Source organism: Kiloniella sp. (assembly GCF_965205715.1).
Lineage (GTDB): Bacteria > Pseudomonadota > Alphaproteobacteria > Kiloniellales > Kiloniellaceae > Kiloniella.
Window position 1 is genome coordinate 1 of sequence record NZ_CBDBHW010000007.1, and the last position, 13849, is coordinate 13849.

Here is a 13849-nt window from a genome sequence, read left to right on the forward strand (position 1 = left end):
CATCCAGTTTAATTTCATTTACACGTTGCCCTTTGAGGCCTAAAATATGCTGCGAGATGTTGATTGTCATATACCTGCTCTATGTAAAGTTATCAGAAACCATACATATCAACAGGTTACTTGGCGGTCGGCATCTTTTTCTACTCAACAAAGCGGAGAAGAGCCACGATGGCTTTATCAGAATACTTTAGAGACAACGGCCGTGATGTTCTCTGTTTGATGGATTCTGTGACCCGCTTTGCGATGTCGATGCGTGAAATTGGTTTATCAGCAGGTGAGCCCCCTGCCAGTAAAGGGTACACCCCATCCGTGTTTGCAGAGCTTCCTCAACTCTTGGAGAGAGCAGGCCCTGGGGTCAAACAACAGGGATCAATTACCGGATTGTTTACCGTATTGGTAGAAGGTGACGATCATAATGAGCCGATTGCAGATGCTGTACGCGGAATTCTTGATGGGCATATTATTCTTGATCGTGCGATAGCAGAACGAAATCGATTTCCGGCCATTAACTTACTAAGAAGTGTCTCTCGGACCATGCCAGGATGTAATAATGATCATGAAAATAATCTTGTTACCCGAGGAAGGCAGTTGTTGTCGACTTACGACAACATGGCGGAGTTAATTCGAATTGGTGCCTATAATGAAGGGTCCGATCCGCTTATCGACGAAGCGATTGCTCACAATGGATCCCTGGAGGATTTTCTTGCTCAAGGAAAATATGAGCAAAGCACACTTGCTCTTGGGTACGAACAACTCGCTGCTGCTATTGGAATAAACTGGGAGGAATTTACTTCAGAAGTGGATGACTCTCAGAACCAAACAGAAAATGTTGGTCCAGATAATGTAGGACTTGAACAATGAAAACTCCAATTGATAGTTTGGTTCGCGTACATAGTTGGAAGCTTGATGAAGCGCAGCAAAAGTTGTCAGATCTTGAGGCCTTATCGTTAAAATTAGAGCAAGACCTGGTCAAACTTGATCAAGAAGTATTGAAAGAGCAGACATTTGCTTCTCAACATCCGGACGTCGCGCAAACATATCCAGCATATGCTGAAGCAGCACGTGAACGTCGCAAGCGTCTTGAAACTTCAATCGAAGAGGTCATGACTTTAAAGGCAATTGCTCAACAAGAGTTACATGAAACATATCAGGCATTGAAAAAATACGAAGAAGCTCAAGCCAATGATATCAGGCGCCAACAAGACGTAATAAAGAAAAAAGAACAAGCCGCTGATGATGAAATGGGTATACAGCAATATCGTCGACGTAAAGCTTCCGAGAACTAATACCGCTATTTAAGGCAAAATTTAATACTGAAACCGGATCAAGCAACAGTACTGTTGTGGGTGCCTGCAATCAATTTGTCAGCAACAGTAGACAGCTTTTCCCAATCAAGAGATGCTTCAAATGAGAGGCGCCCGGAAAAGCCTGTTGCTTCGTTAGCACCATAAAATAAATCTGAAATTTTACTTTGCATTTGAGAAGGCAGGTTTCCCCGTGAACGAATGACGAGATCAAATCTGTTCCTTTTAACCAAACCATCGAATTGCATATCGCCATCTCGGCTCATTTCAACCTCTAGCTTGAAGCGGGTGGCATCTTCACGGTCGAGCTTGCCTTCTCCCTGTGAGCCAGCCTCTCTATCTCTTACAAACAGATTGGCTTTTTGTAGGGAACCCTCGTGAAGGATCGGTAATTGAGTCATCCGCCAATCACCTTGATTGGTTTCGACGGGTCTATTGAAAATTGCATTCTCATTGCTAAGCTGTTGCGCTAATTCAGAGTTTCCTGTTGCTCTTAAAATGGATAAAGTGTCTTGGCCTACCCAGGGCTTGTTTGATCCAGATTTAATAGCGTTTAAAAAAAGAAGTATACCGGATGTCAGGGCTGAGCCTTGATGAGGAATATGGTTTACGAGAGGATTCCCTTGCCCTTGCTGACTTAACGTACTGAGTGCGGATTGTAATGATAGGTTATAGTTTTCTGTCGAGCGAAGTGCCATCATAGGATTATTGCTATTGCGCAGGGGGCCATCTCCTGTCGCGATAACAGAATCATCCATGTTCATAGGTGAGAAGGTCAAAGTCATCTGAGTGCCAATTGGAATAGGGGCCTTTAAAGAGAGCTGTATATTTCCAAGTGATGTTTGCACAATTGGTTGTCCCTTGCTCAATCCTATTACGGTTGCGTTAAGGGTGTTTGCATTTAACGCAGGTGAAGTTACTGGGGCATTGCGGGTAGGTGCCACGGATTGAGTTGTGGGATTGGTCGGGCTCGTAGTCGTTTGCCCCTGAACGGGCTTTGAAGCCGTTTCCGGCCGCAGAGAAAGAGGGAGGATTTCAACTCTTAATTGGAAGCTTTTCCCAGCAGGTAATTTCAAAACGTCATTTGGGAGAGGGCTTTTACCTTGGTCTGAGGATTTATTCAGGAACATGCCCTGGATGTTGTGTCCTAAGCTAAGTTTGTCTTTTGGGTCGTGTGCTGTATGTGAAGCCTGGGTCTTTGATTGTTGATTGTGTTGGGGAACGAGCAGTACTTCAAATGGAGGGCGGTGAGTTCTGAATTGAATGAGAATTTCAGTGCCTGGTGACAATTTGATATTAGTATTTACAGCAATGTTACCCAGCAGGGTTTGCACGATTAACTGGCCAGTTTTATTTTGGCCTTGAATTGTACCCGGGATTTGCTCTTGGACTGGCCGAGAAGATACTGAGGAAGGATAACTTGAGAGTGTACTTACTTGTGCTGTCTGTGTCGTGCTTGTTTGCCCAGAGGGGGTCGTGGCTAAGGGGAGCCGAACTTTATTCATTTCTCGATAGCAAATTCCTCGCAATCTGTTCAACGCGTTCGGCTGCTGAAGAGGTGGGATACCTTACCAGCAGAGGCGTTTGATTGCGAATTGCTTCCTTTACTTTATTATCTCGAACAATAATTCCAGCGAGGGGTGGAGTGATCTTCAGGAAAGATTCACAGGCCTTTCTAATGGTATTGTAGGTTTTATGACCGTCATGTTCCGTCTCAGCCATATTTACTATGACACGTAAATCTGCATCAGGCCGTTGCATTTTAGTTAGTTTGATGAAGGCATAGGCATCGGTCAGTGAGGTGGGTTCATCTGTGGTAATCACCAGGCAAACTTGTGCCTGTGATGCGAGCTGTCGGACTGTGCGATCAATCCCAGCACCAAGATCTAAGATAATGCGGTCATACGAATCAGATAAAGCTGCAAGGTCTGTGGTCAGATTGTTTAAGCGTTGTGCTGGTAAGTTTGCAAGATTACCAGAGCCAGATCTGCCGGCAACAACATCAAAGCCACCATCAGGGTACCGTACGGCGGCATCTTTTAACGGGTAACGGCCCATTAAAACACCCCCCATGTCTTTGTTCGGTGCCAAGCCTAGTTGTATATCTACGTTAGCTAATCCTAAATCACCATCGAATAACAAGGTTCGGCATCCCAAGCTTGATAGCGCGTGGGAGAGTGTAATGGACAGCCAGGTTTTGCCTACTCCGCCTTTGCCAGAAGCAATCGCTATCATATTATGACAACGTAATTTGTTGTGTAGAGCCTGAACGTTGTTTTTGGCTTGGTTCATCAGCGTGTACCTGTTGCAAGAGTGTGCTGTTTGGGTTCTTCTAACCTTGTCGGTAGCAATAGTCGTGCCAGAGAGACTGGATTTATGGGCGATAGCCCATCCGCAATTTGCGGAGAGGTCCCCGCAGCCATGAAGGTTAGGTTGGCACTATGTGCTGCAGTTAGAAGTCCACCAAACCGTCGCGTCATATCCAGTTTTGTCGGTATGATATACTTAGGGCCAATTTCAAGGAATGCTGCCGCTTTATCTGCTGCTTCATAAACATCTCCACCAGCTGGGATGATTAGTGTGGATTCCGCATTCGATGCCTGGGCGAAATCGCCGAGATAATGTACGGCGTCTTCGTCAAAAGGATTTACCCCCATCGTGTCGATAAGGATCATTCTTTTTTTCGCTATCTTATCAATGCATTCACCGAGCTTTTCAGGTGTTTCAGCTATGTCGAGATCAATTTGTAAGCGATGACAGAAAGTAGAAATCTGTTCAACGCCACCCGTTTTTTCTGAATCAATGGTGATAACGGTGGTTGGTATATCTGAAATCCTTGCCTTTGCGCAAAGCTTAGCAATGGTAGATGTCTTTCCATCACCAGGTGACCCAATGAGCATCAGAGGTCTTGTCATTGGACCCGTGGGTATTTGAGCAAAGTGAAAATGGTTGTCGAGGGCACCGGCGAGAGAGATATGCCATTCTGAAGCAGGTATACCAATCGCATGTCCAACAAGAGTGTCGATCATTTGAGGCGGGAGGTGATGAAAATCCAAAACTTCGGTAATTTCATCGACAATATCGACGTCTTCACCTGGATCGGTGATGGAGAAATCTGTTGCGGGCTCGTCATCCAGACCGGCAGTTACACGTACGCCATCACCCGGGCCTAATTCATCAGTGGCCAGAATGATAGCGTCTTCACCCAAATCCTCTCGGACTTGATCCATTGCTTCTGGAAAGCTGTTAGCAATGTAATGCTTCAAGCGCATCTTAACTGCTCCCTAGCCTGATTTTTTGCTTCATATTCATCACATAAGCACGTCATTAACTCTAAATAACCCCCAGAGTCTTAATTTTTGCTTTGGGGTGTACTTCATTTTGAGACATCACAACTGTAGCCGGGCGGAAACGTTCGACGATTGAGCGAACATAAGGCCTTATTACGGGGCTGCTTAATAAAACCGGTGCCTCCCCCATCATCGCATGGCGTTCAAAAGTCTGTCTGACAGCAGTAATGAACTCCTGGAGTTGTGTGGGCGGCATTGAAAGTTGTTTTTCTTCACCTTCTCCAACAAGAGCTTGAGCAAAAGCCTGTTCCCATTGAGGGGAAAGGGTGATCATGGGAATGAACCCTTGTTCATTCTGATTGCTGTTGGAAATCTGTCTGGCTAACCGTGATCTAACATGTTCGGTGATAAATGTAGCGTTGCGGGTATAGGCACAAGCTTCCGAAATGCCTTCGAGGATTGTTGGCAGGTCTCGAATAGATATTCTCTCACCCAATAGATTTTGTAATACGCGTTGGAGTGCTCCGACTGAAATTTGAGCAGGAATTAGATCTGCAATTAGCTTTTGGTGCTCTTCAGATAGTTCATCCAGAAGTTTTTGAGTTTCTGAATAGGATAGCAATTCTGAAATATTATCTTTCACGACTTCAGTGATATGCGTGGTAATGACAGTAGAAGCATCGACCACCGTATAACCGCGGAACAAGGCTTCTTCTCTTTGGCTTTCATCCACCCACATAGCGGGAAGACCAAAGGTAGGTTCGATAGTTTCTTCACCGGAAAGCTGAATTTTATCGCCACGTGGATCCATGATCAAAAGCATATTGGGGCGAAGTTCCCCTTCACCTGCAGAGATTTCTTTGATCCGAATGATGTAGCTATTGGCACCAAGTTGAAGGTTGTCTTGTATGCGAACGGAAGGCAACACAAACCCTAGTTCCTGAGCAAGTTGGCGTCGTAACCCTTTAATTTGATCTGTAAGCCGTTCCCCACCTTGCCCATTGATCATGGGTAAGAGGGCGTAACCCAGTTCAAGTCGAAGGTTATCAATCTGCAGAGAAGAAGAGATTGGCTCTTCTGCTACAGGTGCTGGTTGAGCCTCTTCAATTTGCTTTTGTTCATCAATTTGGGATCGTTCCAATGATTTTTTGTTTGATAACCAAGCAAGCCCACCTGTCGTTCCTGCGAGAAGTAAGAAAGGAAAAGCAGGGGTTCCAGGAACAAGAGCAAGCCCTATCATTAAGGCTGATGATAAGCCTAGAGCACGAGGATAACCACCAAGTTGTGCAAAAATAGCTTTATCTGCAGATCCTGTCGTCGTCGTTTTAGATACGAGAATACCCGCTGCTGTCGAAACAATGATCGCGGGAATTTGAGATACCAACCCATCGCCAACCGTTAGTAGGGTATAAGAAGTTGCAGCATCGCCAATGGGCATGTCTCTTTGAGCGACACCAATGATAATACCGCCAATGACATTAATGAATGTGATCAAAAGCCCTGCGATAGCATCCCCACGGACGAATTTGGAAGCACCATCCATCGCGCCAAAAAAGTTACTTTCGTCTTCTAGGTTTTTACGGCGTTCGCGGGCATCTGTTTCATCGATGAGACCACTGGATAGGTCTGCATCAATCGCCATTTGCTTACCTGGCATGGCATCCAAACTGAAACGAGCTGATACTTCGGCAATCCTTCCGGCACCTTTGGTGATAACGATGAAGTTCACAATGACAAGGATACCAAAGACAATCATACCAATGACAAAGTTGCCGCCCATGACAAAGTTACCAAAAGATTCAATTACCTGTCCTGCTGCTCCTGATCCTTCATGTCCTTTGGCCAGTATAAGTCGGGTAGAAGCCAAGTTGAGAGACAACCGAAGCATCGTTGCAATCAGCAAAATGGTCGGAAAAGATCCAAATTCCAACGGTCCTTGGATGAAGAGGGCCGTCATAAGAATAAGTACGGATAATGTTATGGAAAGAGCCAATGAGATATCGAGTAACCAACTCGGCATCGGCAAGATCAGCACAACCAAAATAGCCATAACACCAAGTGCTAGTGCAATATCTCCACGCTTAAGAGCCTCTAAGGCCGAAGCCACAGAGGGGGGTAATCCCAGGTTTTTGCCTTCTTGTTGCGGGCTGGTGTCAGACATAAATTTACTACTGTTTTGTTATAATTAAACTGCTTTTATACGGAGGGGCTGAAATTTTCAGTGCCGCCACCAGGGCTTGTGACTTCTGTTCCATCATCGCTATATATTTTTAACTTATTGCGTAGTGTTCTAATTGAGATTCCAAGAATAGTTGCTGCGTGAGTTCTATTGCCGAGGCAATGTTGAAGGGTATTGAGGATGAGATCTTTTTCAACATCCGCAACAGTTCTCCCCACCAAAGCTTTATCAGGTTCATCTGCTCCGGGTGTTAATGGTTGAGCTGCCGGTTGAGCCGGTTGTTGTGGCGTTTGCGGCACAGGATACCCCCGAGCAATAGGAGCAGGCTTTGGTATCGGAGCAAAGCTTGCTCCTGTTAACAATATTGCTTCTGGCCCCACGACATTATCTCTGGATAGCAGAACCGCTCGATGCATTGTATTTTCCAATTCACGCACATTGCCGCGCCAATGGTGTTGCAGTAATTGTGTCATGGCTTCCGGTGTAATGGTTGGCTTCGCCATTGCATTAGATTCTGCATATTTCGTAAGGAAATGGTCTGCTAGTATTTCAATGTCGAGAGGTCTGTCTCGAAGGGAAGGGATGTCGATGGTGACAACATTCAGGCGAAAATAGAGATCTTCTCTAAAGTTCCCTTTTTTGGCTCTTCTCCGCTTTGTTGAGTAGATTTAGGATTTCAAATAGAGCATAGATTGATTATCTGGAATGGATGATTGTCTAATTTTGAGTTTGAAGTATTCGGTATCCTTGATGCCTCTGGCTCGCTTACGGATCATTCCTATACTGACATTACCAGCCTCTATCCTGGCGCTTGTGAGCTTGTGTTTGGCGTAGTTGCAGATGCCCACACAATGTTTCCGTAGGGATTTCGCGAACTTTTTTAGATAGAGCATCTGTGACTGATCTGCTATCAGGCACCAACGTTCCAGTTGCTCCGCCATCGCCTCAAATGAAGCGGCACTCCACAGCAGCTGAAGCTGTTCTTTCAAGACGTAAAGTGCATTCAGGTTGCTATTGCTCTCCAGCAACCTTTGCAGCTTGTCACTTTGTTTTTCACTCAACTTATCCGCATTTTTGAGCAACAGATAATGCGTCCCTTTCATCAACTCTTTACCACTTGGATCGGCCTTTCTGAACTCAAGTCGACGCTGATTATGGATAGCTTTGCTGTAGTTTTTCATGACGTGGAAACGGTCAAATACTATGTCGGCCAACGGCAAGGACTCTCTGACAGCCTTTTGGTAGGCAGGCCCCATATCCATCGCTACGGCCTTTATTTTGCAGGCTGTATCTGGTTGCAGTTGTTTCAAAAACCTTGAAAAAACCTCGGCAGTTCGGCCTGCTTCAACCCAGATCAGATGACCGCCAACCATATCGTAGACCACCGTCATGTAGTCATGACCTTTCGCCCGGGCAACTTCATCTACACCAATATATTCCAAGCCAGTTAGCTCTGCAGGATCAAGCGTAGGGAGAGTTTCAATAAGGTATGCCCTGTCGATATTCTTGACCGTTTCCCATCGTATATCCAAATGTCTGGAAACCGCTTGAATAGACATATGCCGACATAATCCACTGATCAGTCGGCAAAATCGGTGAGTGAAACGGCACCCTTTATCAACAAAATCACACCCCTCAATGCGGCGTTCGCCCTTGTTAATATAAACCTGCGCCAGCTCAATCTCGACCACACAAGGATACCCAAAAAGGGGGATGTCGTTTACTTGTCGGCGGACATGCTGGTTGATGCTTCCCTTCTGGCCTGTAGCAGGGTCTATAGCCCTCCTACGCGCGTCTCGGCTGCAGTGAATGACAATCTTAACACCGCCGTCATCCAGTTTAATTTCATTTACACGTTGCCCTTTGAGGCCTAAAATATGCTGCGAGATGTTGATTGTCATATACCTGCTCTATGTAAAGTTATCAGAAACCATACATATCAACAGGTTACTTGGCGGTCGGCATCTTTTTCTACTCAACAAAGCGGAGAAGAGCCCCTTTGGCACTTCTCCGCTTTGTTGAGTAGATTTAGGATTTCAAATAGAGCATAGATTGATTATCTGGAATGGATGATTGTCTAATTTTGAGTTTGAAGTATTCGGTATCCTTGATGCCTCTGGCTCGCTTACGGATCATTCCTATACTGACATTACCAGCCTCTATCCTGGCGCTTGTGAGCTTGTGTTTGGCGTAGTTGCAGATGCCCACACAATGTTTCCGTAGGGATTTCGCGAACTTTTTTAGATAGAGCATCTGTGACTGATCTGCTATCAGGCACCAACGTTCCAGTTGCTCCGCCATCGCCTCAAATGAAGCGGCACTCCACAGCAGCTGAAGCTGTTCTTTCAAGACGTAAAGTGCATTCAGGTTGCTATTGCTCTCCAGCAACCTTTGCAGCTTGTCACTTTGTTTTTCACTCAACTTATCCGCATTTTTGAGCAACAGATAATGTGTCCCTTTCATCAACTCTTTACCACTTGGATCGGCCTTTCTGAACTCAAGTCGACGCTGATTATGGATAGCTTTGCTGTAGTTTTTCATGACGTGGAAACGGTCAAATACTATGTCGGCCAACGGCAAGGACTCTCTGACAGCCTTTTGGTAGGCAGGCCCCATATCCATCGCTACGGCCTTTATTTTGCAGGCTGTATCTGGTTGCAGTTGTTTCAAAAACCTTGAAAAAACCTCGGCAGTTCGGCCTGCTTCAACCCAGATCAGATGACCGCCAACCATATCGTAGACCACCGTCATGTAGTCATGACCTTTCGCCCGGGCAACTTCATCTACACCAATATATTCCAAGCCAGTTAGCTCTGCAGGATCAAGCGTAGGGAGAGTTTCAATAAGGTATGCCCTGTCGATATTCTTGACCGTTTCCCATCGTATATCCAAATGTCTGGAAACCGCTTGAATAGACATATGCCGACATAATCCACTGATCAGTCGGCAAAATCGGTGAGTGAAACGGCACCCTTTATCAACAAAATCACACCCCTCAATGCGGCGTTCGCCCTTGTTAATATAAACCTGCGCCAGCTCAATCTCGACCACACAAGGATACCCAAAAAGGGGGATGTCGTTTACTTGTCGGCGGACATGCTGGTTGATGCTTCCCTTCTGGCCTGTAGCAGGGTCTATAGCCCTCCTACGCGCGTCTCGGCTGCAGTGAATGACAATCTTAACACCGCCGTCATCCAGTTTAATTTCATTTACACGTTGCCCTTTGAGGCCTAAAATATGCTGCGAGATGTTGATTGTCATATACCTGCTCTATGTAAAGTTATCAGAAACCATACATATCAACAGGTTACTTGGCGGTCGGCATCTTTTTCTACTCAACAAAGCGGAGAAGAGCCCTATTTTTGTTCTTTTGTTGCTGTACAGCTTCAACAACAGCTTGCATGAGGCGTTCATTACTCGTTTTCGCCGCAAGTAGAGCTGTCTCATTCTCTTTTACGGTTGCGTTGAGCAGTTGGATAACATCACGCAATTCGTTTTTAATGCTGTAGACATTTAAACCTCCTGCAGCTTGATAATTTCGCGATATACGGCATTGGATATTCCAATGCCACCTGATTCTGAGAGGGTTTTGCCGTACTCTTGAACCATGAGAGAGCGAAACATTCTCTCACCTTGTCCACCACCCATAGGACCATCGGTCGGGAGGCTTTCAAACATTGGGGAAAGCATTTGAGAAATGAAGACAGCTTCGAATTCTTTCGCTGCTGCCATTGCGGATTTCTCATCTTTTGGATTAACGCTTGCAAGAGAGCTCGCTTTAGCTGCAAGCGAATTGCCCAGGGCGCCGTCCATATATGTGCTTGAATCTACATTCATTATAGTAACTCGATATCAGCTTGAAGCGCGCCAGCTGCCTTTATGCTCTGCAGAATTGCAATCATGTCTCTAGGACCAACACCAAGTGCATTTAAACCACTTACAACTTCTTGAAGTGTTACGCCTGTTGGGAGAACCGCGAGGCGACGATCGCTGTCGTCTTCGACCTGAATGTCAGTTCGATCTACGACTTCTGTGTTACCTGTATTTGAGAAAGCATTGGGTTGGCTGACTTGAGGTGTCTCGGTAATACGAATAGTCAAATTGCCCTGGGCAATAGCCACGGTGCTGATCCGGACATCGTTACCAATAACAATGACACCGGATTTTTCATCAATGACGACCTTGGCTGGAGTATCTACGTTTATGGGGAGCAATTCGATATCTGCCAGCATTGCAACAGTATTGCCATTGTACCGTTCAGGCACGTCTACTTGAACGGTTGAAGGGTCTGTACTTACTGCAGGGTTGCCACCAAGTTGGGCGTTAATGGCCTGTGCAACACGACGGGCGGTTGTGAGGTCAGGGTTTTTCAAGGCAACCTTGATGCTTTGCAATTCTTTCAAATCGAAATCGATTTCTCTCTCGACGATGGCTCCATTTGAAATTCTGCCAACAGTAGGGACGCCGCGAGTAATGGTCTCTGCATTTCCTACTGCACTGAAACCGTTAATAGCGATTGCCCCTTGACCAACAGCGTAGACTTCTCCGTCAGCTCCCATAAGAGGGGTAACGAGTAGCGTTCCGCCTTGAAGGCTTTCTGCTGTGCCGATTGCAGATACGTTTAAGTCAATTCTTGTGCCTTGACGCGCAAACGCAGGTAAATTAGCGGTAATCATGACGGCAGCAACATTCTCTGTATCTAGATTGTCGTCACGTGCATTTACGCCAAGCCGTTGAAGAACACCAATCAGACTTTCTCGAGTGAATACCGCGTCATCAATGTCATCGCCTGTACCATTAAGGCCGACAACTAATCCGTAACCGACGAGATGGTTTTCTCTTATACCTTCAAAGTTTGTAATGTCTTTAATGCGTGATTGAGCAGATGCTTCCCCAGCCAAAACGACATGAACCAAAAACAGCGTGCTTATCAAAGCGACTGTTTGGGCCAAGGCGTTTAGGTTGTTGAATAAGCGCATTATACATCTCACTGTTCTGTTCGGCTTATGTGAAAAGACTTTTTTCGAAGCCATTACTAATGTTCTGTATACGTTATGCGAATTTCGTGCCAATATAGATATGACTTGACGAATGGCCTAGAACAGCCAATTTTTAAGCGAAATAGTTTTGCTTCTGTTTGCTAGCTGGGTAACAATGTATGGGCTGACTTGGTAAAACTTGCCGAGAGATAGTCACATTGTTCAGACAGTTGTCGCTTTTGCGAAAACGGAAAATAAAATGGACACAATATGAAGATAAGAACGGGTTCTTCCGTAACACCGACATCGGGTGCACGCTCAAAACGAAAAGCGAGTGGTGCCTCTGGTAGTTTTAGTGATGCCTTGGAAGCTGGCGCTGGTGAAGCAGCATCAGATACTGCCGGGGTCGCTTCTGCTACAGGATTAGGAGGCCTGTTATCTATCCAAGAAGTACCTGATGCCTTAACGGGGAAACAAAAAGCCAAACGCGATGCTGAAGATATTCTTGATGAATTAGAAGAATTGCGAATAGGACTTCTTATGGGATCAATCCCAGTTTGGCGATTGGAGAAAATCGAATCGCTCGTTGCCCGGAAAAAAGAGCAGATCCAGGATCCTCGACTCCTTGAAGTCTTAAATGAGGTCGAGGTCCGCGCCGCTGTAGAGCTGGCAAAACTTGGGCGCTAATCTGTTGTTTTTTAAATAATTAATCGTTAATTGAATTAATTTTGCAGGACAAACTTGTCGTTGCACTTAAATCGCCTATACTGCACCGCGAAATTGCCAATTTATGGGGGTTACCATGACTATACCTCTTCCGCTCGACTATCGCCCAAAAGAAGGCGAGGAGTTTATGAATCCAGTCATGCAGGAGTTTTTCAAACAAAAGCTTCTGGCCTGGAGGGAAGAACTACTTGTTGAATCTTCTGCAACGTTACAGACGCTTCAGAACGAAACGCTTCAAGAGCCCGATCTTGCAGATCGCGCTTCATCGGAAACAGAGCGAGCTCTCGAGCTCCGTACCCGTGACAGAGAGCGTAAGTTAATTGGGAAAATTGATGAAGCTTTACGCCGTATTGATGAGAATGAATACGGATTTTGTGAAATCACAGGAGATCCAATTAATATAAAAAGACTTGAAGCGCGTCCTATTGCAACGATGACGTTGGAAGCGCAAGAACAGCACGAACGTATGGAAAAAGTCCACAGAGACGATTAGTCTGATGGTGGGGCTTTCAATCGACTGAATACTGTTTGTTGTTGAGATCTTAATAAAGAAAAGGCCAGCTAAAAATACTAGCTGGCCTTTTCTTTATCTGTTCTGTCCCCATTGGAACGGTGTAATTAGAATGGGAAGATGATGTCGTAGAGCTGTTGGCCGTAACGTGGTTGTTGAACATCACTCAGTTGACCTCGGCCACCGTAGGCAATTCGGGCCTCTGCAATTTGATCGTAGCTGATTGTGTTGGTCGAGGTGATATCTTCCGGGCGGATCATGCCTGATACAAGAAGCTCTCGCATTTCAAAGTTCACACGAACTTCCTGACGTCCAGATATTATCAGATTTCCGTTCGGCATAACTTGAGTAACTAAGGCGGCAACCCGTAAATTAATCGTCTCTTCTCTATCTACTGTACCAACACCCTTGGAAGCACTGGTGCTTTCTCCATCTACAAGAGAGCCAACATCTAGGTTGTCATTGAAAATTCCACCAAGTTCGGTTTCGTAACCGAGAAAGTTCGTAAGGCCCGCACCTTCTGCATTGGCGCGTGTTCTCTCCGTTGTGTTTGAAACTTCTGCTTTGTCGTCAATCTGGATGACAACTGTGAGTAGGTCACCTATTTCATCAGCTCTTTGATCCTTTAGAAAGGCACGAGAGCCAGGTCGCCATAGTGAATTTGGTTTTCGTGTGGCTATCTGTGGAGCCGGCATCGGCAAGGCGATTGGTTGTGGTGGTGCCGGGCTTTCAATCTTACTTAATTGCGGAGCTTCCCCAATTTCAGAGATGCGGGTTATGGCATTACAGGCGGTTAGAGATAGACCCAAGAGGCCGACAATGGTGAACCTACTTATTGAAGATTTCAAAATATGTGACAT

General features: G+C 45.7%; 16 protein-coding genes and 1 pseudogene. 7 read left to right on the top strand and 10 right to left on the bottom strand.

Going from position 1 to position 13849, the window contains the following annotated elements; all coding sequences use genetic code 11:
* Positions 1-56 precede the first annotated feature (56 nt).
* The 3 genes and pseudogenes from ACOGW3_RS07985 (at position 57) to ACOGW3_RS07995 (ending at position 1286) form a co-directional block, all read left to right on the top strand.
* Positions 57-191: a hypothetical protein gene (locus tag ACOGW3_RS07985; RefSeq protein WP_419902484.1), complete on the top strand. Its 135-nt coding sequence runs from the start codon at positions 57-59 to the stop codon at positions 189-191.
* Positions 154-861 (top strand): annotated as a pseudogene (locus ACOGW3_RS07990) (hypothetical protein); the annotation flags it as partial. The gene ACOGW3_RS07985 and the pseudogene ACOGW3_RS07990, both read left to right, overlap by 38 nt.
* Complete coding sequence (locus ACOGW3_RS07995; RefSeq protein ID WP_419902485.1) at positions 858-1286, top strand: hypothetical protein; 429 nt, start codon at positions 858-860, stop codon at positions 1284-1286. The pseudogene ACOGW3_RS07990 and the gene ACOGW3_RS07995, both read left to right, overlap by 4 nt.
* Positions 1287-1324: 38 nt before the next feature.
* Here the strand turns inward: ACOGW3_RS07995 and ACOGW3_RS08000 are convergent, their stop codons facing one another.
* From ACOGW3_RS08000 to ACOGW3_RS08025, 6 genes are all read right to left on the bottom strand, one after another.
* Positions 1325-2638, bottom strand: coding sequence for a hypothetical protein (locus ACOGW3_RS08000; RefSeq protein WP_419902486.1), 1314 nt, complete (start codon positions 2636-2638; stop codon positions 1325-1327).
* A 163-nt stretch (positions 2639-2801) separates the two neighbouring features.
* Positions 2802-3596, bottom strand: coding sequence for a MinD/ParA family protein (locus tag ACOGW3_RS08005; protein WP_419902487.1), 795 nt, complete (start codon positions 3594-3596; stop codon positions 2802-2804).
* Positions 3596-4576, bottom strand: coding sequence for a GTP-binding protein (locus ACOGW3_RS08010; protein ID WP_419902488.1), 981 nt, complete (start codon positions 4574-4576; stop codon positions 3596-3598). Before ACOGW3_RS08010 ends, ACOGW3_RS08005 begins: the two co-directional genes overlap by 1 nt.
* 61 nt (positions 4577-4637) lie before the next feature.
* Complete coding sequence (gene flhA, locus ACOGW3_RS08015) at positions 4638-6755, bottom strand: flagellar biosynthesis protein FlhA (protein WP_419902489.1); 2118 nt, start codon at positions 6753-6755, stop codon at positions 4638-4640.
* Positions 6756-6790: 35 nt separating this feature from the next.
* On the bottom strand, positions 6791-7276 hold the full coding sequence (locus ACOGW3_RS08020; protein WP_419902490.1) for a helix-turn-helix domain-containing protein: 486 nt from the start codon (positions 7274-7276) through the stop codon (positions 6791-6793).
* A 165-nt stretch (positions 7277-7441) separates the two neighbouring features.
* Positions 7442-8674: an ISL3 family transposase gene (locus ACOGW3_RS08025; RefSeq protein ID WP_419901077.1), complete on the bottom strand. Its 1233-nt coding sequence runs from the start codon at positions 8672-8674 to the stop codon at positions 7442-7444.
* Here ACOGW3_RS08025 and ACOGW3_RS08030 point away from each other — a divergent pair.
* On the top strand, positions 8661-8795 hold the full coding sequence (locus ACOGW3_RS08030; RefSeq protein WP_419902491.1) for a hypothetical protein: 135 nt from the start codon (positions 8661-8663) through the stop codon (positions 8793-8795). The two genes, ACOGW3_RS08025 and ACOGW3_RS08030, sit on opposite strands and share 14 nt — an antisense overlap.
* A gap of 6 nt (positions 8796-8801) precedes the next feature.
* On the opposite strand, the gene ACOGW3_RS08035 is transcribed toward ACOGW3_RS08030, so the two are convergent.
* Positions 8802-10034: an ISL3 family transposase gene (locus ACOGW3_RS08035; protein WP_419901077.1), complete on the bottom strand. Its 1233-nt coding sequence runs from the start codon at positions 10032-10034 to the stop codon at positions 8802-8804.
* On the opposite strand from ACOGW3_RS08035, the gene ACOGW3_RS08040 reads away from it, so the two are divergent.
* Positions 10021-10209, top strand: a complete 189-nt coding sequence (locus tag ACOGW3_RS08040; RefSeq protein ID WP_419902492.1) for a hypothetical protein — start codon at positions 10021-10023, stop codon at positions 10207-10209. The genes ACOGW3_RS08035 and ACOGW3_RS08040 overlap by 14 nt on opposite strands.
* 77 nt (positions 10210-10286) lie before the next feature.
* Here the strand turns inward: ACOGW3_RS08040 and ACOGW3_RS08045 are convergent, their stop codons facing one another.
* Positions 10287-10610: a rod-binding protein gene (locus tag ACOGW3_RS08045; RefSeq protein ID WP_419902493.1), complete on the bottom strand. Its 324-nt coding sequence runs from the start codon at positions 10608-10610 to the stop codon at positions 10287-10289.
* A complete protein-coding gene (locus ACOGW3_RS08050; protein ID WP_419902494.1) occupies positions 10610-11752 on the bottom strand; it encodes a flagellar basal body P-ring protein FlgI in 1143 nt (380 codons plus the stop codon). Before ACOGW3_RS08050 ends, ACOGW3_RS08045 begins: the two co-directional genes overlap by 1 nt.
* A gap of 270 nt (positions 11753-12022) precedes the next feature.
* Between ACOGW3_RS08050 and ACOGW3_RS08055 the strand changes: the two genes are divergently transcribed.
* Together ACOGW3_RS08055 and dksA are read left to right on the top strand one after the other, a co-directional pair.
* Positions 12023-12439, top strand: coding sequence for a flagellar assembly protein FliX (locus ACOGW3_RS08055; protein WP_419902495.1), 417 nt, complete (start codon positions 12023-12025; stop codon positions 12437-12439).
* A 115-nt stretch (positions 12440-12554) separates the two neighbouring features.
* Positions 12555-12971: an RNA polymerase-binding protein DksA gene (dksA, locus tag ACOGW3_RS08060; RefSeq protein ID WP_419902496.1), complete on the top strand. Its 417-nt coding sequence runs from the start codon at positions 12555-12557 to the stop codon at positions 12969-12971.
* A gap of 125 nt (positions 12972-13096) precedes the next feature.
* On the opposite strand, the gene flgH is transcribed toward dksA, so the two are convergent.
* Entirely contained in the window at positions 13097-13849 is a 753-nt protein-coding gene (gene flgH / locus ACOGW3_RS08065) for a flagellar basal body L-ring protein FlgH (RefSeq protein WP_419902497.1), read from the bottom strand.